Here is a 20,716-nt window from a genome sequence, read left to right as displayed (position 1 = left end):
GCCATGGCGCTTCCCTCCAGGTCTGACGGGCTGCTGGCCCAGATCCCCGACTCGCTCACGGACCTGCGCGGACCCGTGGACGGCAAGGTGGCGCTGCCGCCCCACCTGTCATGGTCGGGCCCCCGCGAGTACGACCTGGCCGATCTGCGCCTGAGGCTGTCGATGTACCGCATGGTGATCACGGGCGGCGGGCGCGTGGACGCGGAGAGATACCTCAACGCGCGCCATCTGACCACCGACTGGCCGCTGCTCAGGAAAGGGCTCGGCCCGGGCCACCGCCGGGCCTGGGAGCACAAGCTGGCCCTGGGCATGCTCCCGTGATCCGCTTCCCGCCGTTCCAGGAACGGGTGCTGGGAATGGTGCTGCCGGCATGCGAGCGCTTCCATCTGCTGCTCGCGGGCGGGCACGCGATGCGGGCGCACGGATTCATGGACCGGCCGAGCACCGACCTGGACTTCGCCACCAGTGCGGACACGCCGCTGCCGGAGGTGGCGGAGGGGATCGCCCGGGCGCTCCGCGCCGCCGGTCTGGAGGTGTCCGTGCTGGAGGTGACACCCCGGTACGGGCGACTGCTCCTCAAGGATCCCTCGACGGAGGAGCACTGTGAGGTGGACCTCCTCCGGGAGGCGCTCCAGCAGCAGCCCAGCGTGTGCGGCGAACTGCGGGTCGTCGCGCTCGACGACGCCGTGGGCCTGAAGATGCGGGCACTGTACGAACGCAGCCTGGCCCGCGATGTCGTCGACATCGCCGCGGTGGCCCACCTCTACTCCTTCAGAGATCTGGAGCGTTTGGGCGGCCTGCACGCGGAGGACTTCTCACTTCCCGAGCTCGTCATGCGGCTGGAGTTCGTGGAGTTCATCGCCGACGAGGAGTTCGCGGCCTATGGGGTGACCGCGGATCGGGTGCGAGACATCCGGAGGCTGACCGCGGCGTGGGCGGACGACATCAAGATGCGGCGGGCCGACGACGGTGATGCCGAGTACGACGTCTCCGATCTGCCCGGGGTCGACTGAGACATCGGGTGGTCACAGCGTCACGGCTGAGCGGAGGGCCAGGCCGGCGCCGAGGAGCACCACCATCACGGCCGTGCCCAGCGGGGCCGCGCCCGACAGGCGGACGGCGAGCCGGCGGCCCGCCGACGCCCGCGCCTCCAGCCGGTCGACCAGCTTGACCAGCAGCAGGCCGGTGACGGTCAGGGTGGCGGCCATGCCGACCCCGTAGGCGGTCACCAGCGCCACCCCGAACCAGGTCCGGCCCAGCGCGACCGCGCCCAGCAGCACGACCAGCGCCGACGGGCTCGGCACCAGCCCACCGGCCACCCCCAGCCCCACCAGCCCACCACTCCGATGCCCGTGCCCGTGCCCGTGCCCGTGCCCGTGCCCGTGCCCGTGCCCGTGTCCATGGCCGTGCCCGTGGCCGACGGCACGGGCGTTCCGGGAGCGGCGGGCGGTGTGGATCAGGCGGAGGCCGATGGCGGCGATCAGCACGCCGCCGGCCACCCCCAGCCAGGCCAGCACCGACTCGCCGGCCAGGGCCGTGAAGACGCTCAGCGCGAGCCCCACCGCCAGCACCCCCACCGTGTGGGTGGCCGTCACCGTGGCGCCCACGACGAGCGCGTCCCTGGGCCGTCCGCGACGCCCTGCCAGGTAGGCGGCCATGACGGTCTTGCCGTGCCCGGGGATCAGCGCGTGCCCGGCCCCCAGCACCACCGCCAGGCCCAGCGCCAGCAGCCCGAGCGGCACGGTCAGCGAGTCGGCGCCGACGAGCCCGGTGAACGTCCGGTCCAGCGCGTCGAGCGCCTGGCCGACGGGTCCGCCGACGGAGAGGCCGGGGGTCCCGGACGCGGGGGTCCCGGTCCCTGCGCCGAGCCGTGAGACGGTGAACGAGGCCGTCCGCTGGTCCAGCGGTGACGTCAGCAGGTCGTCCGGGTACCTGCGCAGTTCTCCGCTCACGCTGGACTCGGGCACGGTGGCGTCGGCGAGCCGGACCCCTGCGCCGGTCGCGGTGATCTCACGCCAGCCGATCCGGTCCTGCTCGAAGCCGTCGGTGAACGTCACCGCCCCGGACACGGCGGTCTCCGCCACCAGGGCGCAGGTCAGGCGGCTGGTCCTGAGCCCGCCCTGGCCCGGCGTGTACGCGTGCCCGGCCCGTACCACCCGCCAAGGCACGGCCGCGCCGCCCACCGTCAGCCGCTGGGCGGCGGCGAGGGCGGCGCAGCGGCGGGAGGCGTACGTGGCGTCCACCTCCGTCCTGGCCTGCAGCGTGGGCAGTTCGGCCAGGTCCACCACGGCCAGGTTCGCAACCTGCCCGCCGGAGACGGTCAGCCCGTTGTAGTGGTTGACCGTGAAGTTCCCCAGCGGATGCGCGGCGGCGGCCCGCGCCGGCACGCTCAGGAACACCGGCACCAGCCCGAGCAGCAAGACCCCCAACCGCCACCAGATCCTGCGCGAGGCGGCGTGACGGGCGTCTTCCGGGAGGTCGGCCCGTTCTGCGGGGTGGGTCCGGTTCGGTGTGCGGGCGGCGTTACGGACCTGGTCGGGAGTGGCGGCCGATTTCGTGGGGTGGGAGGGGGCTTCGGTGAGGGGGGTGAGCTCGGGGTCGGTCATGAGAACCTCGCCAGGGTGGCCAGCTCCGGGTCGAAGCGGGGGTCGAGGGGGACGTCGCGGCCGAGGGATCGTTCGATCTCGGCGCGGTGGTAGCGGAGGACGGGATGCCGCCAGCCGGTCGAGGTGGCCTGTTTCGCGTACCGCAGCGCCTCGCGCGGCCGGTCGGCCTTGAACAGCGCCCAGCCGAGCGCGTCGGCGGCGATCAGGCCGGGGTTGCGGGCGTACTCGGCGCGGGCGTGCCGCACCGCCTCGTCGGGGTCACCGTGGTCGGCCTCGAACTCGGCCCACGTCAGGTCGTCGCGGACGCCCGTCCTGGAGAGCAGGTCGCGCTGGGCGTCCAGCAGCGTCCAGTCGGCGGGCAGGCCCGCCTTGAGCCGCACCTCGCCCTGCTCGATCAGGTACTGGGGCAGCGGCAGCCGCCGGACCACGCCCTCGTACCGGGTGAGCGCCTCGTCCAGCCGGCCGCCGAGCGCGGCGGCCCTGGCCCGGCCGGCGAGGGCGGGCGTGTAGCCGGGGTCGGCCTCCAGCGCCCTGGCGTACCACCGGTCGGCCGTCCCGAAGTCGTGGGTGTGCAGGGCCAGCTCGCCGAGCTGGTGGCGGGCGTAGGCGAGATCGGCGGGGACGCGCGCGTCCTCGTGGGCGTACTCGAGGTAGCGGCGCGCGCCGTCGAGGTCTCCGCGCAGCTCGGCCGCGTACGAGGCGCGGGCGAAGGACGCGACGCCGGGCCGCAGGTCCAGCATCCGCTCGACCGCCTCCCGCGCGCCGCGCAGGTCGCCGAGCTGGACGCGGGCGTCGGCGAGCACCCCGTACGCGGCCGCGCTGTAGGCGTTGGCGTCGAGCGCCCGCTCGGCCAGCCGCTCGGCCTCGGCGAACTCGTGGCGACCGGCGGCGAGCGTGGCCTGGCCGGTCAGGACGGCGTCGTCGCGCGGGCTGAGCCGGGCGGCGGTGTCGAGCGCGCCTTCCGCCTTGGTGTAGTACGACGGGTCGCCGCTGATCCTGGCCTGGTCGACGTACTGGACGCCGAGCTGGGCCCAGCCTCGGTGATCGTCCGGCAGCCGCTTGAGCCGGTCCTGCAGGGTTTCCCGCCCGGCCGCGGGCGCCGGCGCGCCGGCCGGTGCGGCGGCGACGCCGAAGACGGTGAACAGCAGCGCGCCGGTCAGGACGAGACCTGCCAGCAGGAGTAGTGAACGCATCGAAGGGCTCCGGAGTCGTGAGAAGCAACCGGCCGGCCGCCGGAGCGGCCGACCGGTCCTGGGGCGGCGGGGCGGGAGGGGGCCCGCCACCGGGAGAAGGTCGGCCGGGCGGGGGTCAGCGCTGGTTGACCGAGGCGTTGCTGGGGAGCGGGATGTACGGGAACGTGCCGCCGAACGGCTTGTCGTTCATGTCCACCTTGTCGGTCAGGGCGGGGATGAGCTTGCCGGACTGCGCGGCGCCCGCGACGGCCTGCAGCTCGATGTCCACCACGTCGTCGGCGAGCCGGCGGCCGTTGGGGAAGCCCTGCAGGTCACCGCCGAGCACGCCCAGCCTGTTCGGGTCCTTGCTGGGCGGGATCGACATGTTGAGCCTGAGCATCTCGGCCGGGCGGAGCTTGCCCGCGTCCTTGTTCAGCGACTGCGCGTTCAGGTCGGCCGCGATCGGCCCGTTGCCCTTGGCGATCCCGGTCAGGAAGATCTGGACGAGATCCTTGCGCGGGGTGGCGGGCGCCTTGATGCCGTAGATGGACGCGAGCAGCCTGGCCACCTCGGGGTCGGTGACCCGCTTGACCAGGGCCGCCACGTCGGCGTCCTTGGCGGGCGGCAGCGCGTTGAAGGCGTCCTTCAGCCCGGCGGGGGACACCACCTCGTTGACCAGCGGGTTGCCCAGGCGGGAGACCTGGACGAACTTGCCGCCGTTGTGCTTGTCGGTGGTGGACCAGACGCCGACGACCGGGTTGCGCTTCGGGTCGCCCTTGAGCGCGAGGTCCTCCTTCGGCACCTGCAGGCCGAGCGTGTTGACGTTGTAGCCCTTGAGCGTGTCCCGGCCCACCTCGGACAGGTCGCCCCCGTACAGCAGGTCGAAGACGCGCAGGTCGAGGAAGAACGCCTCGTCCGACTGGCCGGCGAGGGTCTTGCCGCCGCCCTTCAGGTCGGTGATCGCCTGGGAGCGCAGGGCGCCGTAGTTCGGCATGGACGCGGGGCCGACGTTGCTCGGCGCGACGATGCCGTTGGAGACGAGCGTGCTGCTGCCGTTCTCGGTGATGCGCCTGAGTGTGTAGCGCTGGCGGAAGAGCAGGTTCTGGTCGTCGAGCGAGGTGACCGGTCCGTTGTTGTAGAGGAAGGTGGCGTTGCCGCGCCGGTCCTCGTTGCGGAAGGTCCACTGGTAGGTGATGTCGGGCTTGGCGTCGCCGTCGTTGTCGATCTTGATGTTGTAGCGCGACCGGGTGTCGAACGGGTAGAAGTTCGGCCCGCCCTGCGGCTCCTGGAACGGGATCCAGTTCGACAGCAGGGTCACGGTGTCGGGCTTGTCCGGGCTGACGAACGCGTACACGTCGGTGTTGTCGTTGAGCGGGTCGCCGATGACGGCGGGCGCCTCGCGGTGCGAGGAGGCCGTGCCGGAGTCCGTACGGAACATCGCGAGCGAGGAGGCCGTCAGGGCCACCGCGACGCCGAGTCCGATGAGGGCGCGCCGGTCGATCCGGTGCTCCATGGTCGGTCCTTTCGGAAAGGTGCTGATCGATGACGAGGTTCCGGCCGGGTTCCTCGCGCCCTATTCGCGTGACGGGGGCGGGCGGATGTCGCTCTCATCCTCAAGGAGGAGTCGTCAACCGAAGTTGACATACCAAAGGAGTCAATTTAGGTTGACGGGTGCGGAACGCGCGCGCCCGTTCGTTGAGAGGGCGAACGCCCTGGAAGGAGATTCGGTGATCAAGGACTTACTGGCCTACTTGCGCCCGCACCGGTGGATCCTGGTGGCGGGCGGGGTGCTGGGCCTGATCGGCTCGGCGGCGGGCCTCGCCATGCCGCTGCTCGCCAAGTACGTGGTGGACGCGTTCGGCGAGAACGGGTCGATGGCCGGGCCGCTCATCGGCCTCACCGTCGCCGTCCTGGTCGGCGCCGTGGTGTCGGCCGCCGGCTCCTACCTGATGGAGCGCACCGGTGAGAGCGTCGTGCTGGGCGCCCGCCGCCGCCTGGTCGACCGCATCCTGCGGCTGCGGGTGGCCGACGTCGACCGGCTCAAGCCCGGCGACCTGCTCTCCCGCGTCACCGGCGACACGACGCTGCTGCGCGCGGTGCTCACCAACGGCGTCGTCGACTCCGTCAGCGCCGTGTTCATGCTGGTCGGCGCCATCGTCCTGATGGCCGCCATGGACGGCACGCTGCTGCTGGTCACGCTGCTCGTGGTGGTCGTGATCGGCGGGCTGACCGGCCTGGTGATGCCGCGCATCATGCGGGCGCAGAAGGACGCCCAGGAGGCCGTGGGCGAGATGGGCGCGGTGCTCGACCGGGCGCTGCAGGCCTACCGCACGGTCAAGGCCAGCGGCGCCGAGGAGCGCGAGATCGCCGTCGTGGGCGGCGCCGCGGAGCGGGCCCGCGACCGGGGCCTCCAGGTGGCCGGGTGGACCTCGCTGGCCGGGGTGTCGACCTGGATGGCCGTGCAGATCGCCTTCCTCGGCGTGCTCGGCGTCGGCGGGGCCAGGGTCGCCTCCGGCGCGCTGGAGGTCTCCTCGCTGATCGCCTTCCTGCTCTACCTGTTCTACCTGGTGGCGCCGATCGGCCAGCTCGTCGAGGGCGCGGTCCAGCTCCAGCAGGGCCTGGCCGCGATGAAGCGCATCAAGGAGGTCGAGGACCTGCCCGGCGAGCCCGTCGGCGTGCCGGCCGGCACCGGCGACCGCCCGCTCGGCGTGCGCTTCGACGGCGTGGTCTTCCGGTACGGCGACGACCGGCCGATCGTGCACGACGGGGTCAGCTTCGAGGTGCCGCCCAGCGGTCTCACCGCGCTCGTCGGCCCGTCGGGCGCGGGCAAGTCCACCGTCTTCGCCCTGCTCGAACGCTTCTACGAGCACCAGGGCGGGGTCATCTCGCTGGACGGCAGGGACATCCGCGACTGGTCGCTCGGCGAGCTGCGGGCCGCGCTCGGCTACGTCGAGCAGGACGCGCCGGTGCTGGCCGGCACGCTCAAGGAGAACCTGCTGTTCGCCGCCCCTGACGCCACCGAGGACGAGCTGCGCCGCGCGATCGTCCGCACCCGCCTGGACGACCTGGTGGCCAGGCTGCCCGACGGCCTCGACACCGCGGTCGGGCACCGGGGCGTGCTGCTGTCGGGCGGCGAGCGGCAACGCGTCGCCATCGCCAGGGCGCTGCTGCGCAAGCCCAGGCTGCTGCTGCTCGACGAGGCGACCTCGCAGCTCGACGCGGTCAACGAGCTGCGGCTGCGCGAGGTCATCGCCGAGGTCGCCGCCGAGACGACCGTGCTGGTCATCGCCCACCGGCTGTCGACGGTGACCAACGCCGACCGGATCGTCCTCATGGAGAGCGGCGGCGTGCGGGCCATCGGCACCCACGACGAGCTGGTGAGGGCCGACGAGCTCTACCGCGAGCTGGCGGCCACCCAGTTCCTCGTGAGCTAGCGCGTTGTACTCTTCGGGTGACGTTGATGAATGTGTTCATTCAGGAGGTCGCCATGAGCCGCACCGTGCGCGCGCCGCGAGGCACCACGCTCACCGCCAAGGGGTGGCCGCAGGAGGCCGCGCTCCGCATGCTCCGCAACAACCTGGACCCGGAGGTGGCCGAGCATCCCGAGCAGCTCGTCGTCTACGGCGGCTCGGGCCGCGCGGCCCGTGACTGGGCCTCCTACGACGCGCTGGTCAGGACGCTCACCACGCTGGAGGGCGACGAGACGCTGCTGGTGCAGTCGGGGCGGCCCGTCGGCGTCTTCCGCACCCACGAGTGGGCGCCCAGGGTGCTGATCGCGAACTCCAACCTGGTGCCCGGCTGGGCCACCTGGGAGGAGTTCCGGCGGCTCGAAGCCGCCGGGCTCACCATGTACGGGCAGATGACCGCGGGCTCCTGGATCTACATCGGCACCCAGGGCATCCTGCAGGGCACGTACGAGACGTTCGCGGCGGTGGCGGCCAAGCGGTTCGGCGGTTCGCTGGCCGGCACCGTCACGCTCACCGCCGGGCTCGGCGGCATGGGCGGCGCGCAGCCGCTCGCCGTCACCATGAACGGCGGCGTGGCCATCTGCCTCGACTGCGACCCCCGCTCCGTCACCCGCCGCATCGAGCACCGCTACCTCGACGTGCGGGCGGAGTCGCTGGACGAGGCGCTGCGGCTGGCGTACGAGGCGCGCGACGCGCGGCGGCCGCTGTCGATCGGCGTGGTGGCCAACGCCGCCGAGGCCGTGCCCGCGCTGCTCGCCCGCGGCGCCGAGATCGACATCGTCACCGACCAGACCTCCGCCCACGACCCGCTCATGTACCTGCCGCTCGGCGTCGCGTTCGACGACATGGCCGCCGAACGCGACAAGGACCCGGCGGGCTTCACCGAGCGCGCCCGCCAGTCCATGGCCGCGCACGTCGAGGCCATGGTCGGCTTCCAGGACGCGGGGGCCGAGGTGTTCGACTACGGCAACTCCATCAGGGGCGAGGCGCGGCTGGCCGGATACGCGCGGGCCTTCGACTTCCCCGGGTTCGTGCCCGCGTACATCAGGCCGTTGTTCTGCGAGGGCAAGGGGCCGTTCCGGTGGGCGGCGCTCAGCGGCGACCCCGCCGACATCGCCGCCACCGACCAGGCGATCCTGGAGCTGTTCCCCGACAACGAGCCGCTCGCCCGCTGGATCCGCCAGGCCGGCGAGAAGGTCCACTTCCAGGGCCTGCCCGCGCGGATCTGCTGGCTGGGCTACGGCGAGCGCAACGTGGCGGGGGAGCGGTTCAACGACATGGTCGCCTCCGGAGATCTGCGGGCGCCCGTCGTGATCGGCCGCGACCACCTCGACAGCGGATCCGTCGCCTCCCCCTACCGCGAGACCGAGGCGATGGCCGACGGCTCCGACGCGATCGCCGACTGGCCGCTGCTCAACGCCATGCTCAACACGGCCTCGGGGGCGGCCTGGGTGTCCATCCACCACGGCGGCGGCGTCGGCATCGGCCGCTCCATCCACGCCGGCCAGGTGACGGTCGCCGACGGCACCGCGCTGGCCGGGGAGAAGCTCGACCGGGTGCTCACCAACGACCCGGGCACCGGCGTCATGCGCCACGTCGACGCGGGCTACGAGGAGGCGGCCGCGGTGGCGGCCGCACGCGGGGTCCGCGTCCCGATGCGTGAGTCCTGAGTGATCCATGTGGGATGAGAATGCCGTGCGCACGGTGTTGGAGCAGGAGTGACTGGCGCATATCACAGCGGGCTGGACCGGCTTCTCGACGGCCACAGGCTCTCGCCGGTGCAGAGGAGGATCGCTCACTACCTGTCGGAGCACCTGGAGGAGGCCATCTTCCTGTCGAGCGTGGAGCTGGCCGACCGGGCGGGCGTGAGCCAGCCGTCCGTGACCAGGTTCGCCATGGTGCTCGGCTTCGCCGGATACCCGGAGCTGCGGCAGGCGCTGCGCCCCCTGGTGCTGGGCGGGCCGCCGGAGGGCCAGCAGGAGAGCCTGATCAAAGGAGCCATCGACCGCGAGATCAGGAACCTGACCGCGGTCCGCGACCGGCTGCCGTCGCTGCCGCTGAAGGAGCTGGGCGCGTCCCTGGCCGTCGCCGAGCCGCTCCCCGTGCTGGGGCTGCGGGTGTCGGCCGGGCTCGCGACCACGTTCGCGTACTACACCCGCCGCATCCACCCCGACGTGCGGCTGCTCACGCACGGCGGGTCGGAGCTCATCGACGGCCTGCACTCCGCCCGCCGCGCCGGCGCGGAGTGGCTGGTCGCCGTGGTGCTCCCGCGCTATCCGGTCGAGGTGATGAACGCGCTGGAGTACGCGGGCAAGCTCGGCTACAGGGTGGCCGCCATCTGCGACCGGCCCGGCTTCCCCGCCGAGGTGGTGCTCGACGCGCCGGTGGGCGACCGGCTGGTGTTCGACTCCCACGCGGCGCCGCTGGCCCTGGCCATGGCCCTGGTGGAGGCCATGGCCGACGCGGCGCCCCTGCGCACCCAGGCGCGGCTGGAGGAGTACGAGCGGATGACGGACGAGACCGGCACGTTCCTAACCGGTGATCTTCCTTAGGGACCGCACGGACCAGGTCACGGTCAGCGCCGCCAGGCCCAGCATGATGGCGAACGCGAGCGGGATCGACGCGTCGGTCAGGTTGCCCGCGAACAGCGCCCGCCCTGCCTCGACCGGGTGGTAGAAGGGCGTGAACCAGGCGACCCGCTCCAGCCAGTCGGGCCCGAGCGCCATCGGCAGCAGCGCTCCCGACAGCAGCATCAGCGGCAGCGCGAAGAACTGCATGATCTGCCCCATCGCGTTCTCGTCGCCCAGGCTCAGCGCCAGCCCGTACGCCACGCCCGAGGAGAACAGCCCCGTGACGGCCAGCAGGAGCAGCGTGAGCACCAGCCCGGCCGGGCCGATCCGCAGCCCCATGAGCAGCGCGATGAGGATGACCATGAACGACTGCACCACCAGCACGGCCACATCCCGCAGCATGCGGCCGAGCACGATCGAGGGCCGCCAGGTCGGGGTGACCGCGATGCGTTCCAGCACGCCGCTGCGCATCTCGTAGATGGTCCCGTACGCGACGCCCATGGTGCCGAACAGGGCGGTGATGACGAGCATGCCGGGCGCGAACATGGTCAGCGCCTGACCGAGGTCGCCGCCGTACGCCATGCCGGCGAAGAGCGGCGCGAACAGCAGCAGGTACATGACCGGCTGCATGATGCCGAACAGCGGCCAGATCGGGTTGCGGAAGGTGTTGCGCAGCTCGTGGCCCAGGAAGAGGCCGGTGTCCCTGATCATGCTTCGGCTCCCGTGTCACGAAGGGATCGGCCCGTCTTGGCCAGGAAGACGTCGTCGAGCGTGGCCCTGTCGAGCGAGATGGACGTGAGGGCGAGCCGCTGCTCCTGCAGCTCGCTCAGCAGCTTGGGCAGCGTGTGCTCGCCGTCGTCGACGTAGACGCGCAGCACCTGGTCGTCCACCCTGGCCTCCCTGGCGAGCGGGCCGAGCACGGCGGCGGCCCGCTCCGGCTCGTCGAGGCGGAGCGTCACCACGTCGCCGGAGACCTCGCGCTTGAGCTCGGCGGGGGTGCCCTCGGCGACGACCACGCCGTGGTCGACGATCGCCAGGCGGTCGCAGAGCGCGTCGGCCTCCTCCAGATAGTGGGTGCTGAGCAGGACGGTGGTGCCCTGCTCGCGCAGCTCCCTGATGCGGTCCCACAGGTTGGCGCGGTTCTGCGGGTCGAGGCCGGTGGTCGGCTCGTCGAGGAACAGCAGCGGGGGCGTGTGGACCAGACCGAGCGCGATGGACACCCGGCGCTTCTGCCCGCCGGACAGGGTGCGGCCCGGCCGGTCGGCGATGTCGGCCAGGTCGAACCTCTTCAGCACCCGGTCGGTCGCCGCCGCGGCGTCCGCGACCCCGTACAGCCTGGCCGCGAACATCACCTGCCTGCGCGGCGAGTTCTGCTCCTCGACCCCGCCGGTCTGGCTGACGTAGCCGAGGGCGCGGCGGATCTCGGCGGGCTCCTTCAGCAGGTCGTGGCCGGCGATCGCGGCGGTGCCCGCGTCGGGCCTGATGAGGGTTGCGAGCATCCGGATCGTGGTCGTCTTGCCCGCGCCGTTGGGGCCGAGCACGCCGTAGATCTGGCCGGTCTCGACCTCCAGGTCGACGCCGCGTACGGCCTCGACGGTCCGCGCGCCCTTGCGGCCGCGCGAGGTGAAGGTCTTCTTCAACCCTTTCGCGTCAATGATCATGCTTCTCCTAAGGAAGCTCGTCGCTCTCGACCTTGTCCAGCGCCTGCCGGCACCAGTCGAGCTGCGCCCGCAGCATGGCCGTGTTGAGCCTGAGCGTCTCGTCGATGTGGCGGGGGGCGCCGAAGCGCTGTTTGGTGCCGTACGACCGGTCGGCGCCGGCGATCGTCAGCTCCAGGAGCTCGCTCCGGCTGCGGAGCGCGCTCATCAGGGTCTCCTTGTCGAGATGGTTCATGAACGTGAGCGCCACCTGGAACGGGTCGACGATCGGCATCAGCTCGTGCCAGACCGTCAGGAGCAGGCGGTGGAACTCGAACCGGCCGTCGTCGGTCATGGCGTAGACGGTGGCGCCGCCCTTGCCGGACTCGACGACCTCCAGCAGCCCTTCGTCGGCCATCTTGCCGAGCCCGTGGTAGATGGAGCCGAACTTCACGCTGGCCCAGCTGTCGGCGCCCCAGGTCTCCAGGTGGCGGCGGACCTGGTAGCCGTTGCGCGGGCCGTCGAGGAGGGTGCCGAGGATCAGAATGCGAGTTGTGGACACGGTTCAAGTTTGTACTCAAATTTGAATGACTGTCAACCGTGAAAAGCTGCTGTCCATGAGTGAACGACCCAGGGCCCTGATCACGGGCGCCTCCCGCGGCGTGGGCGCGGCCGTCGCGCGCGCTCTCGCCCCGACCCACGATGTCCTGCTCGGCGGGCGCGACACCGAGGCGCTGGACGAGGTCGCGGCCGGGTTGCCCGGCGCACGGGCGTGGCCGGTGGAGCTGACCCAGGTCACCGAGGCGGACGTGGCGGACGTCGACCGGCTCGACGTGCTCGTGCACAGCGCGGGCGTCACCCGGCTGGGCCGGATCGGCGAGCTGCCCGCCTCGGTGTGGCGCGACACCATGGAGCTCAACCTGTTCGCGGTGGCCGAGCTGACCCGGCTGCTGCTGCCCGCGCTGCGACGGGCCGGCGGCCACGTGGTGTGCGTCAACTCCGGGGCCGGCCAGCGGGCCAACCCGGGCTGGGGGGCGTACGCGGCCAGCAAGTTCGCGCTGCGGGCGTTCGCCGACGCGCTCCGGCAGGAGGAGCCGGAGCTGCGGGTGACCACGGTCTACCCGGGCCGGATCGACACCGACATGCAGCGGAGCGTGCGCGAGCAGGAGGGCGGCGACTACCAGCCCGACCGTTACCTCGCCGCGGACACCGTGGCCCGTGCGGTGCTGGCGGCGGTCACCGCCGGGCCGGACGCGCACCTCACCGAGCTGACCATCCGGCCGAGCGGGGGCCCGGTCACCTGACCCCCCTCCAGGCCCTTCCCGCGCTATCCACGGAGAACGGTGACCTGGCGACCGGACGGCGTGGTCGCCTGCGTGAAACTCCCCCGCTCCTTCCACGCCGGGGCTTCCGGGCGCCTGTCGAAGATCACGAGCACGCCGGTGGTGAGGCTGAGCCGGTCGAGGTACCCGTCGAGCTGTACGAGACCGTCGGGCAGCGGGTCGTCCTTGCCGGCCCGCCAGACCTTCAGCTCCATGGCCTCGCGCTGCACCAGGCGCTCCCCGTCAGGCCCGGTGTAGGGCCAGCGGACCAGCACGTCCAGGCGTTTGATGCCCGCGGCGTACTCCCGGTCGAGATAGCCGCCGCCGTTCACGAGCCGGTGCAGGAAGGCCATGAGAATGATCTGGCAGGCGGCCTCGTGGTAGCCCTCCTGCTGGATGAGCACCTCGCCGTGCTCGCGCCAGAACACGACGAACTCCCGCAGCAGCCGCTCCAGGTCGAACCGGCCGTCCGGCAGCACGAAGCTACGCGGATCGGCCCTGACCAGCCGTGCCGTGCGGTTGCCCAGCACCCGGAGCAGGACCTCGCGATAGATGGGGTTGGCGATCTCCAGATCCATGGTCCCGCGGATGAGGCCCAGGTCGTGGACGTAGGAGACATCGTCGTCGATGCTGTCGTCCATACTCGGCATCGTGCCGGCCACGATCGGCTCGATCACCCGCATGACCCGAGGCTCGTGCAACCGCGCGGCCAGGGAGTCCAGGTGGACGGCGCGCGCCCTGATCAACCGCTCCTTGGCCTCGTCCACCTGCCCGGCGGTGACGGCGCCGGTCACCCCCATCTCGAAGATGATCTCGTGGGCCACGGCATTCACCAGCCACGGCTGACCCTGCGTCAGCTCGAAGACCCGGTCCACCGCGTCCTTGGTGAACTCCTGACCGGTCGCCTCGGTGTGCTGGCCGTACAGCTCACCGATCTGGCCGGCGGTGAAGTCGCCCAGGCGCAGCGACTTGGTGACGATGTTGAACGGGCTGGTGGGATTGCACCGGCCCGGGTCTGCGCCCACGGCGGTCTTGTAGTCACGCACGTCGCGCAGCCCGCACAGGATCACAGAAGAGGGGAACGGGTGCCCGTCCGGGCGGGCGTTGTGACCGTCCCTGAGCTGGCAGAGGAAGCTGACCAGGCTGTTGCCCTGCAGCGCGTCGATCTCGTCGAAGAACAGCACCACCCGGCGCGGACTGCGGCGGCACCACTCGCTCAGGCCCGTACCGAATAGGGTGCCCGGCGTGGCCTCCGGCCAAGGGTCCGGCGGGAGCAGTTTCTTCGGCCAGCCCGACCGCTCGGCGGCCTCACGGATGGATTGCAGCAGGATCGACTCTCCCCAGCCGACGTCGTCACCGGCCACCTTGGCGCGCTCGCAGGAGAACGCCAGGGCCGCGATGTCGCCTTCGGCCGTCAACTCGGACGCCAGGGTGCGCAGACCCGTCGTCTTGCCGGTCTGCCGAGGCGCGTGGACCACGAAGTACCGGTCCATGTCGATCAGCGCCCGCGCCTGGGGGAGCCGCGGAGTCGGCGGCACCATGTAGTGGAGCTGGGGGTCACACGGACCTGCGGTGTTGAAGGTTTTCGCTCTGGGTGGGCGCATGGCCACATACTGTCATCACTCCTGCGCTGCGTCCGGAGAAGGTTCAAGTGCGGCGGTCCGCCCGTTCAGCGCGATCGCCGAGGAAACGCGCCGTAGGCGAGCGAGGATGACGGATCGTGGTCGGCTTGCCGTGGTTCGTCGCCGCTGGCCGGGAGCCGACGACGGCTTCGCCGTTCTGATTCGTCTGATCCGGCTGGACGAACAGCCCGGGATGGCGAGGCTGAATGGATCCATTCACTAGAGTGTGTTCATGCTCGACGCACTCGCGCACGTGGGGCGCGACCCCGCCACCGGCGGCTATGTCCGGGACGCCTGGTCCGACGCGGATCTCGAACTGCGCGGCTGGTTCGCCGGCGAGTCGGCGCGCAGGGGGCTGGATCTGAACGAGGACCGCAACGGCAACCTGTGGGCCTGGTGGGGCGACCCGTCCGGGGAGCCGGGCGTGGTCGCCGGGAGCCACCTTGACTCCGTCCGCCAGGGCGGGGCGTACGACGGGCCGCTCGGTGTGGTGTCCGCCTTCGCCGCGCTCGACCTGCTGCGCGAACGGGGGTTCCGGCCGGGGCGGCCGATCGGGGTCGCGTGTTTCACCGACGAGGAGGGCGCCAGGTTCGGTGTGCCGTGCGTGGGGTCGCGGCTGCTCACCGGGGTGCTGGCGCCGGAGCGGGCGCTCGGGCTGACCGACGACCGCGGCGACACCCTGGCCGACGTGCTCATCAGGGCGGGACGCGACCCGCGCGGGCTCGGGCCCGACCCGGAGACGCTGGCCACCGTGGGGGCGTTCGTCGAGCTCCACGTCGAGCAGGGCAGGGCGCTGGCGGCGCTGGACCGGCCCGTCGGGGCGGGGCTCTCGATCTGGCCGCACGGGCGGTGGCGGTTCGACCTTCGCGGGCGGGCCGACCACGCGGGCACCACCCGGCTGACGGACCGGGACGACCCGATGCTCCTGCTGGCCCGCCTGGTGCTGTCCGCCCGCTCGGCCGCCGCCCGTCACGAGGCGCTGGCCACCGTCGGCAAGGTCCTGGTCACCCCCAACAACGCCAACGCCATCCCGGGCCACGTCGCCGCCTGGCTCGACGCCCGCGGGCCCACCGAGGAGAGCGTCCGCGCCCTCGTCCGAGACCTGTACGACCAGCTCACCGACGACACCCCAACCGGTACCAGCTCCGGGGGAAGAATCGAGGGTCCCTGGGGAGAGATTGCCGGAGAGGGAGAGATCCGTCCCGGACGGGGCGTGAACCCCTCAGGAAGCGGGGGTTTTTCCGAGGGGAGCGCGAGTTCTCGCGCGAACATGACTTTCCCCGAAGGGGGAGGGGGCCTTTCGGGAGGTGCCGACCCCTCAGGAAACGGGGGTTTTCGCGGGGGGAGCGCGAGTCCTCGCGCGAGCGCGAGTTTCCCTGGAGGGGGCGAAGTCTCTACCGGAGAGGGTGCGAACCTCTCTGGAGCGGGCGAAGTCTCTGCCGGAGGGGGCGCGAACCTCTCTGGAGGGGGTGAGGGGTCTCCCGGGCGGGGTGGGAGTTCTTCCGGTGGGCGTGTGGTGGAGGTGCGGGAGGAGTCGTGGACGCCGCTTGTGGAGTTCGAGCGGGGGTTGCGGGAGCGGGTCGCGAGGGCGGCGGGGGAGGTGCCGGTGCTGGCGACCGGGGCCGGGCATGATGCCGGGATCCTCGCCGCCGCGGGGGTGCCGGCGGCGATGCTGTTCGTACGGAACCCCACCGGCGTGTCCCACTCGCCGGAAGAGCATGCCGAGGAGGCAGACTGCCGGGCGGGTGTGATCGCGCTCGCCGACGTGCTGGAGGAGTTGTGCCGCTGAATCACCGGTGGTCCCCGGATGGTCCGGCTGATGACGTGGCGGAGGAGCTGTGTCGCTGATCTACTGGTGTGAGCAGGCGTGGCTGCCCGAAGGCGTGGCCGACGGCGTGCTGGTGGAGGTCGAGGGGGCGAGGATCGCCGGTGTCACCAGGGGCGAGCCCGGCGGGGCGCGGCGCCTGGCGGGGCTGACGATTCCCGGGCTGGCCAACGCGCACTCCCACGCCTTCCACCGGGCGTTGCGCGCCGCCACGCAGAAGGGCCGGGGCGACTTCTGGACCTGGCGTGACCGTATGTACGAGGTCGCCGACCGGCTCGATCCCGACGCCTACCTGAGGCTGGCGCGGGCGGTGTACGCCGAGATGGCGCTGGCCGGGGTCACCTGCGTGGGCGAGTTCCACTACCTGCACCATGGCCCCGGCGGGACCCCGTACGAGGACCGCAACGCGATGGGGCACGCGCTGATCACGGCGGCCCGCGAGGCGGGGCTGCGCATCGCCTTGATCGACGCCTGCTACGTGTCCGGCGGTCCCGGCGTCGCGCTGGCGGGCACGCAGCTGCGGTTCGGCGACGGCGACGCCGGCGGGTGGGCGGCGCGGGCGGAGGAGCTGGCCGCCGCGTACGGGGGAGTGCCGGGCGTGCGGATCGGCGCGGCGATCCACTCGGTGCGCGCCGTGCCGCCCGAGCAGATGCCGGTGGTGGTGGAGTTCTCCCACCGGCACGCCGCGCCGCTGCACGCGCACGTCTCCGAGCAGCGGGCCGAGAACGCCGCGTGCGAGGCGGCGTACGCGGCCTCGCCCGTGCGGGTGCTGCACGAGCACGGGGCGCTGGGCCCGCGCTCGACGGCCGTGCACGCCACCCATCTGTCGGAGGCGGACATCGAGCTGCTCGGCAGCTCGCGCACCCATCTGTGCATGTGCCCGACGACCGAGCGGGAGCTGGCCGACGGGATCGGGCCGGCGCGCGAGGTGTTCGACCGCGGGTCGCCGATGACGCTCGGCTCCGACAGCCACGCGGTGATCGACCTGTTCGAGGAGGCGCGCGCCGTCGAGCTGAACGCGCGGCTCGCCACCGAGCGGCGCGGCCACTGGTCCGCCGCCGAGCTGCTGGGCGCCGCCACCGCCGCGGGCCACACCTCGCTCGGCTTCCCGGACGCGGGGCTGCTGGTGCCGGGCGCCTGGGCCGACCTGGTGACGGTACGGATGGACACGGTACGGACGGCGGGCGCGTCCGGGCTGGCGGCGGTGGCGTTCGCGGCGACGGCGGCCGACGTGCGCACGGTGATCTCGGGCGGCCGCCGGATCGTGGACGAGGGCAGGCACGTGCTCGGCGACGTGGGCGCGCTGCTGGCCGAGGCGATGGAGGAGTTGCGGTGACCACGACGCTGATCGACGGGATCGGGCTGCTCTACACGGGCGACCCGGAGCGTGAGGAGATCGAGGGCGCCGCCCTGGTGATCGAGGACGGCCTGGTCGCCTGGACGGGCGAGGCCGGGCAGGCCCCCGACGCCGACGTGCGGGTGGACGTCGCGGGCCGGGGCGTCGTGCCCGGGTTCGTCGACAGCCACGCGCACCTGGTGTTCGCGGGCGACCGGACGGCCGAGTTCCAGGCCCGGATGTCCGGCGAGAGGTACACCGGCGGCGGCATCCGCACCACGGTCGCCGCCACCCGCGCCGCGAGCGACGCCGAGCTGGCCGTCCGCGCCGCCGCGCTGGTGGCCGAGATGAACGCGCAGGGCACCACCACCGTGGAGATCAAGAGCGGCTACGGGCTGACCGTCGAGGACGAGCGCCGCTCGCTGGAGATCGCCACGACGCTGACCGACGAGACCACGTTCCTCGGCGCGCACGTGGTGCCCGCCGGCGCCGATACCGACGCGTACGTGCGGCTCGTCACCGGCGACATGCTCCGGGCGTGCGCGCCGTACGCGAGATGGGTGGACGTGTTCTGCGAGCGCGGCGCGTTCGACGGAGACCAGACCAGGGAGATCCTCACCGCCGGCATCAAGGCGGGGCTGCGCGCCAGGGTGCACGCCGGCCAGCTCGGCGAGGGCCCAGGGGTGCGGATCGCGTGCGAGCTGGGCGCCGCGTCGGCCGACCACTGCACCCACCTGACCGGCGCCGACGTGGACGCGCTCGCCTCGTCGGGCACGGTCGCGACGCTGCTGCCCGGGGCCGAGTTCTCCACCCGCTCCCCGTACCCCGACGCCAGGAGGCTGATCGACGCGGGGGTGAGCGTCGCGCTGGCCACCGACTGCAACCCGGGCTCCTCGTACACCTCGTCGATGCCGTTCTGCGTGGCGCTCGCCGTGCGGGAGATGCGGATGACGCCGCTGGAGGCGATCAGGGCGGCCACCGCGGGCGGGGCGCGCGCACTCGCCAGGACGGACGTAGGCTTGCTGCGGCCGGGCAGCCGCGCCGACCTCGTCGTCCTCGACGCTCCCTCCTACGTCCACCTCGCCTACCGGCCCGGCGTTCCCCTCGTTCACCAGGTGTTCCGCGGCGGTCTCCTTCTTGAGTAGGACATCCAGAACCCTCCCGTGGTCGTAGTCCTTTTGGGAATCTTTGCTTCCGTTCGGACGTTGGCCGGGTATAGAACGCAGCTGCGGAACGAGGTGCCTGGGGATGGCAAGGCCTACGGGGAGTCGCGCGCAGGAGCAGCACGTCGCGGACCGAGATCTACTGGGGACCTACCTGGCTGAGATCGGCAGGGTCCCGCTGCTCACCGCGGAGGAAGAGGTGGAGCTCGCCAAACGGATCGAGGCGGGTCTTTTCGCCGAACAGCTGCTCGACAGTGGGGGGTCGGAGCCGCGGATCGGTGACACGGCGGACGAGGAGCTGGAGCGCCTCGCGGTCTCGGGCCAGCGGGCGAAGGACGAGTTCATCCAGGCCAACCTGCGCCTGGTGGTGGCCGTGGCCCGCAAGTACTCGGGACGCGGGATGCCCCTCATCGACCTGGTCCAGGAGGGCAACCTCGGGCTGGTGCGGGCGGTCGAGAAGTTCGACTACAAGCGTGGATACAAGTTCTCCACCTACGCCACGTGGTGGATCAGGCAGTCGGTGGGACGGGCCATCCACGAGCAGGCCAGGCCCGTGCGGCTGCCCACGCACGCCGGGGAGCAGATGACCCGGCTGATGCGGGTGCGCCGCGACATGCTGGCGGAGTTCGACGCCGAGCCGACCGACGAGGACCTCGCGCAGATTCTGGAGCTGCCCGTCGAGCGCGTACGGGAGCTGCGCCGCTGGGCGTCCGACCCGGTGTCGCTGCAGCTGGGCGTGGGCGACGAGGACGAGACCGAGCTGGGCGACATGATCGCCGACGAGACCTGGGCCGACCCCGAGCAGCAGGCGATCGACATCCTGGAGCGTGAGCGGCTCGACGAGTGGCTGACCGGGCTGGAGGGCGACACGCGCGACATGTTGCGCTGGCGTTACGGGCTGGTCGACGGGCGCGAGCACACGCTCACCGAGGTGGGCGAGCGTTACGGCATCGGGCGTGACCGCGCCCGACGGATCGAGCGCGACGCGCTGGCGCGGCTGCGCCGCATGGCCGACGCCGCCGCCTGACAAGGCTTCCACGAGGCCGGTTCCCCGACGGGGCCGGCCTCGCCGCTTGTCCGGCCGCAGGAGGACCGTAGGCTCGGGTCATGATCGTGAAGACAATCCGCCGTTATCCGGTGAAGTCGCTGCTGGGTGAGGACGTTTCCGGCGTACGGGTGACCGAGCGAGGGCTGGACGGCGACCGGGTCAGGGCCGTGCTCGACGTCGCGACGGGAAAGATCGCCAGCGCCAAGAACCCGCGGCTCTGGCGCGGCCTGCTGGCCCTGCACGGCAGCGCGGTCCCCGGGGACGAGGAGCTGTCGGAGCTGCTGGGCCGCGAGGTCCGGGTGGTGGACGTGCCGCCGGCCGGCGCGGAGCTGGAACGGTCGGTGCCTGAGGAGGTGCTGGGCAAGGGCGTCGAGGCCGACGTGGCGTTCACGGTCAGCCAGGTGGGCGGGATCGCCCCGCCGGGCACGTTCTTCGACTTCGCGCCCGTCCACCTGATGACCACGTCGACGCTGGCCGCGATCGGCGAGCTCAGCCCGCGAGGGACGGTGGAGGCCGTGCGCTACCGGCCCAACCTGGTGATCGGGACGGACGAGCCCGGGTTCGTGGAGAACGGCTGGGTGGGCCGCGAGCTGGAGATCGGCGACGAGCTGGTCCTCCAGATCGTCATCCCCACGCCGCGCTGCGCGGTGCCGACGCTGGCGCACGGCGAGTCGCCGCGCGATCCCGACGCGCTGCGCACGGTGGCCCGGCACAACCGCGTCGACATCCCCGGCCTGGGATCCGAGCCGTGCGCGGGCGTGTACGCGCGGGTGCTGCGCCCCGGCGCCATCGCGACCGGCGACCCGGTGCGGCTGCGCCCGGCGGGCTGAGCGCGACACGCCGGGAAGCGACCGGAAAGTTCCCGAATACCGGTCGTGAGGTGACCGAAACTCTCCCGAAACACCCGTGTGGCGAGATTCACGAACGTGAAACACACCAGGTCGAGCC

18 protein-coding genes are annotated in these 20,716 nt (G+C 72.2%); 11 read left to right on the top strand and 7 right to left on the bottom strand.

What is annotated here, in order from left to right; genetic code table 11:
* Positions 1-3 precede the first annotated feature (3 nt).
* Both ACIBF7_RS25515 and ACIBF7_RS25510 read left to right on the top strand, forming a co-directional pair.
* Positions 4-321 carry a hypothetical protein gene (locus ACIBF7_RS25515; RefSeq protein WP_397198335.1) on the top strand — a complete coding sequence of 106 codons (318 nt, stop codon included), beginning with the start codon at positions 4-6 and terminating at the stop codon, positions 319-321.
* On the top strand, positions 318-1,013 hold the full coding sequence (locus ACIBF7_RS25510) for a nucleotidyl transferase AbiEii/AbiGii toxin family protein (RefSeq protein ID WP_397198334.1): 696 nt from the start codon (positions 318-320) through the stop codon (positions 1,011-1,013). The genes ACIBF7_RS25515 and ACIBF7_RS25510 overlap by 4 nt, the downstream gene beginning before the upstream one ends.
* A gap of 12 nt (positions 1,014-1,025) precedes the next feature.
* Here the strand turns inward: ACIBF7_RS25510 and ACIBF7_RS25505 are convergent, their stop codons facing one another.
* The 3 genes from ACIBF7_RS25505 to ACIBF7_RS25495 all read right to left on the bottom strand — a co-directional run bounded on the left by ACIBF7_RS25505 (position 1,026) and on the right by ACIBF7_RS25495 (position 5,291).
* Positions 1,026-2,606 carry a nickel/cobalt transporter gene (locus ACIBF7_RS25505; RefSeq protein ID WP_397198333.1) on the bottom strand — a complete coding sequence of 527 codons (1,581 nt, stop codon included), beginning with the start codon at positions 2,604-2,606 and terminating at the stop codon, positions 1,026-1,028.
* Positions 2,603-3,799 carry a tetratricopeptide repeat protein gene (locus ACIBF7_RS25500; protein WP_397198332.1) on the bottom strand — a complete coding sequence of 399 codons (1,197 nt, stop codon included), beginning with the start codon at positions 3,797-3,799 and terminating at the stop codon, positions 2,603-2,605. Before ACIBF7_RS25500 ends, ACIBF7_RS25505 begins: the two co-directional genes overlap by 4 nt.
* 115 nt (positions 3,800-3,914) lie before the next feature.
* Entirely contained in the window at positions 3,915-5,291 is a 1,377-nt protein-coding gene (locus tag ACIBF7_RS25495; RefSeq protein ID WP_397198331.1) for a DUF4331 domain-containing protein, read from the bottom strand.
* 214 nt (positions 5,292-5,505) lie between these two features.
* Between ACIBF7_RS25495 and ACIBF7_RS25490 the strand changes: the two genes are divergently transcribed.
* From ACIBF7_RS25490 to ACIBF7_RS25480, 3 genes are read left to right on the top strand one after another with little or no spacing between them, the layout of a single operon-like run.
* Positions 5,506-7,212, top strand: a complete 1,707-nt coding sequence (locus ACIBF7_RS25490; RefSeq protein ID WP_397198330.1) for an ABC transporter ATP-binding protein — start codon at positions 5,506-5,508, stop codon at positions 7,210-7,212.
* Positions 7,213-7,265: 53 nt separating this feature from the next.
* On the top strand, positions 7,266-8,915 hold the full coding sequence (gene hutU / locus ACIBF7_RS25485) for a urocanate hydratase (RefSeq protein WP_397198329.1): 1,650 nt from the start codon (positions 7,266-7,268) through the stop codon (positions 8,913-8,915).
* A 48-nt stretch (positions 8,916-8,963) separates the two neighbouring features.
* Positions 8,964-9,797 carry a MurR/RpiR family transcriptional regulator gene (locus ACIBF7_RS25480; RefSeq protein ID WP_397198328.1) on the top strand — a complete coding sequence of 278 codons (834 nt, stop codon included), beginning with the start codon at positions 8,964-8,966 and terminating at the stop codon, positions 9,795-9,797.
* Here ACIBF7_RS25480 and ACIBF7_RS25475 read toward each other — a convergent pair.
* Genes ACIBF7_RS25475 through ACIBF7_RS25465 form a run of 3 tightly spaced genes read right to left on the bottom strand, consistent with a single transcriptional unit; the run spans position 9,777 to position 12,014 of the window.
* A complete protein-coding gene (locus ACIBF7_RS25475) occupies positions 9,777-10,526 on the bottom strand; it encodes an ABC transporter permease (RefSeq protein WP_397198327.1) in 750 nt (249 codons plus the stop codon). The genes ACIBF7_RS25480 and ACIBF7_RS25475 overlap by 21 nt on opposite strands.
* Positions 10,523-11,476 (bottom strand): ATP-binding cassette domain-containing protein, encoded by a 954-nt coding sequence (locus ACIBF7_RS25470; protein WP_397198326.1) that lies wholly within the window; start codon positions 11,474-11,476, stop codon positions 10,523-10,525. The genes ACIBF7_RS25475 and ACIBF7_RS25470 overlap by 4 nt, the downstream gene beginning before the upstream one ends.
* A 7-nt stretch (positions 11,477-11,483) precedes the next feature.
* A complete protein-coding gene (locus tag ACIBF7_RS25465; protein ID WP_148033831.1) occupies positions 11,484-12,014 on the bottom strand; it encodes a PadR family transcriptional regulator in 531 nt (176 codons plus the stop codon).
* A gap of 55 nt (positions 12,015-12,069) precedes the next feature.
* Between ACIBF7_RS25465 and ACIBF7_RS25460 the strand changes: the two genes are divergently transcribed.
* Entirely contained in the window at positions 12,070-12,756 is a 687-nt protein-coding gene (locus ACIBF7_RS25460) for an SDR family oxidoreductase (RefSeq protein ID WP_364226493.1), read from the top strand.
* Positions 12,757-12,779: 23 nt separating this feature from the next.
* On the opposite strand, the gene ACIBF7_RS25455 is transcribed toward ACIBF7_RS25460, so the two are convergent.
* Complete coding sequence (locus tag ACIBF7_RS25455; protein WP_397198325.1) at positions 12,780-14,378, bottom strand: hypothetical protein; 1,599 nt, start codon at positions 14,376-14,378, stop codon at positions 12,780-12,782.
* A 250-nt stretch (positions 14,379-14,628) separates the two neighbouring features.
* On the opposite strand from ACIBF7_RS25455, the gene ACIBF7_RS25450 reads away from it, so the two are divergent.
* The 5 genes from ACIBF7_RS25450 to ACIBF7_RS25430 all read left to right on the top strand — a co-directional run bounded on the left by ACIBF7_RS25450 (position 14,629) and on the right by ACIBF7_RS25430 (position 20,598).
* The gene (locus ACIBF7_RS25450) at positions 14,629-16,185 is read left to right on the top strand and encodes an allantoate amidohydrolase (RefSeq protein WP_397198324.1); all 1,557 of its coding nucleotides are present in this window, start codon (positions 14,629-14,631) and stop codon (positions 16,183-16,185) included.
* 49 nt (positions 16,186-16,234) lie between these two features.
* Entirely contained in the window at positions 16,235-17,557 is a 1,323-nt protein-coding gene (locus tag ACIBF7_RS25445; protein ID WP_397198323.1) for a formimidoylglutamate deiminase, read from the top strand.
* On the top strand, positions 17,554-18,702 hold the full coding sequence (hutI, locus tag ACIBF7_RS25440; protein ID WP_397198322.1) for an imidazolonepropionase: 1,149 nt from the start codon (positions 17,554-17,556) through the stop codon (positions 18,700-18,702). Before ACIBF7_RS25445 ends, hutI begins: the two co-directional genes overlap by 4 nt.
* 103 nt (positions 18,703-18,805) lie before the next feature.
* Positions 18,806-19,747, top strand: coding sequence for an RNA polymerase sigma factor RpoD/SigA (locus ACIBF7_RS25435; protein ID WP_148033826.1), 942 nt, complete (start codon positions 18,806-18,808; stop codon positions 19,745-19,747).
* Between the two features lie 80 nt (positions 19,748-19,827).
* A complete protein-coding gene (locus ACIBF7_RS25430) occupies positions 19,828-20,598 on the top strand; it encodes an MOSC domain-containing protein (RefSeq protein ID WP_397198321.1) in 771 nt (256 codons plus the stop codon).
* Positions 20,599-20,716: the final 118 nt, after the last annotated feature.

The organism is Nonomuraea sp. NPDC050478, from assembly GCF_044458265.1.
GTDB lineage: Bacteria > Actinomycetota > Actinomycetes > Streptosporangiales > Streptosporangiaceae > Nonomuraea > Nonomuraea ferruginea.
The sequence above is the reverse complement of the archived record's forward strand: the minus strand, read 5'-3'. Positions and strand labels throughout refer to the sequence as shown.

Coding starts and splice junctions, on each gene's coding strand:
- ACIBF7_RS25450 (WP_397198324.1), top strand. CDS start 14,629: ATGCTCGACGCACTCGCGCACGTGGGGCGCGACCCCGCCACCGGCGGC.
- ACIBF7_RS25505 (WP_397198333.1), bottom strand. CDS start 2,606: ATGACCGACCCCGAGCTCACCCCCCTCACCGAAGCCCCCTCCCACCCC.
- ACIBF7_RS25430 (WP_397198321.1), top strand. CDS start 19,828: ATGATCGTGAAGACAATCCGCCGTTATCCGGTGAAGTCGCTGCTGGGT.
- ACIBF7_RS25455 (WP_397198325.1), bottom strand. CDS start 14,378: ATGCGCCCACCCAGAGCGAAAACCTTCAACACCGCAGGTCCGTGTGAC.
- hutU (WP_397198329.1), top strand. CDS start 7,266: ATGAGCCGCACCGTGCGCGCGCCGCGAGGCACCACGCTCACCGCCAAG.
- ACIBF7_RS25470 (WP_397198326.1), bottom strand. CDS start 11,476: ATGATCATTGACGCGAAAGGGTTGAAGAAGACCTTCACCTCGCGCGGC.
- ACIBF7_RS25435 (WP_148033826.1), top strand. CDS start 18,806: ATGGCAAGGCCTACGGGGAGTCGCGCGCAGGAGCAGCACGTCGCGGAC.
- ACIBF7_RS25500 (WP_397198332.1), bottom strand. CDS start 3,799: ATGCGTTCACTACTCCTGCTGGCAGGTCTCGTCCTGACCGGCGCGCTG.
- ACIBF7_RS25475 (WP_397198327.1), bottom strand. CDS start 10,526: ATGATCAGGGACACCGGCCTCTTCCTGGGCCACGAGCTGCGCAACACC.
- ACIBF7_RS25495 (WP_397198331.1), bottom strand. CDS start 5,291: ATGGAGCACCGGATCGACCGGCGCGCCCTCATCGGACTCGGCGTCGCG.
- ACIBF7_RS25515 (WP_397198335.1), top strand. CDS start 4: ATGGCGCTTCCCTCCAGGTCTGACGGGCTGCTGGCCCAGATCCCCGAC.
- ACIBF7_RS25460 (WP_364226493.1), top strand. CDS start 12,070: ATGAGTGAACGACCCAGGGCCCTGATCACGGGCGCCTCCCGCGGCGTG.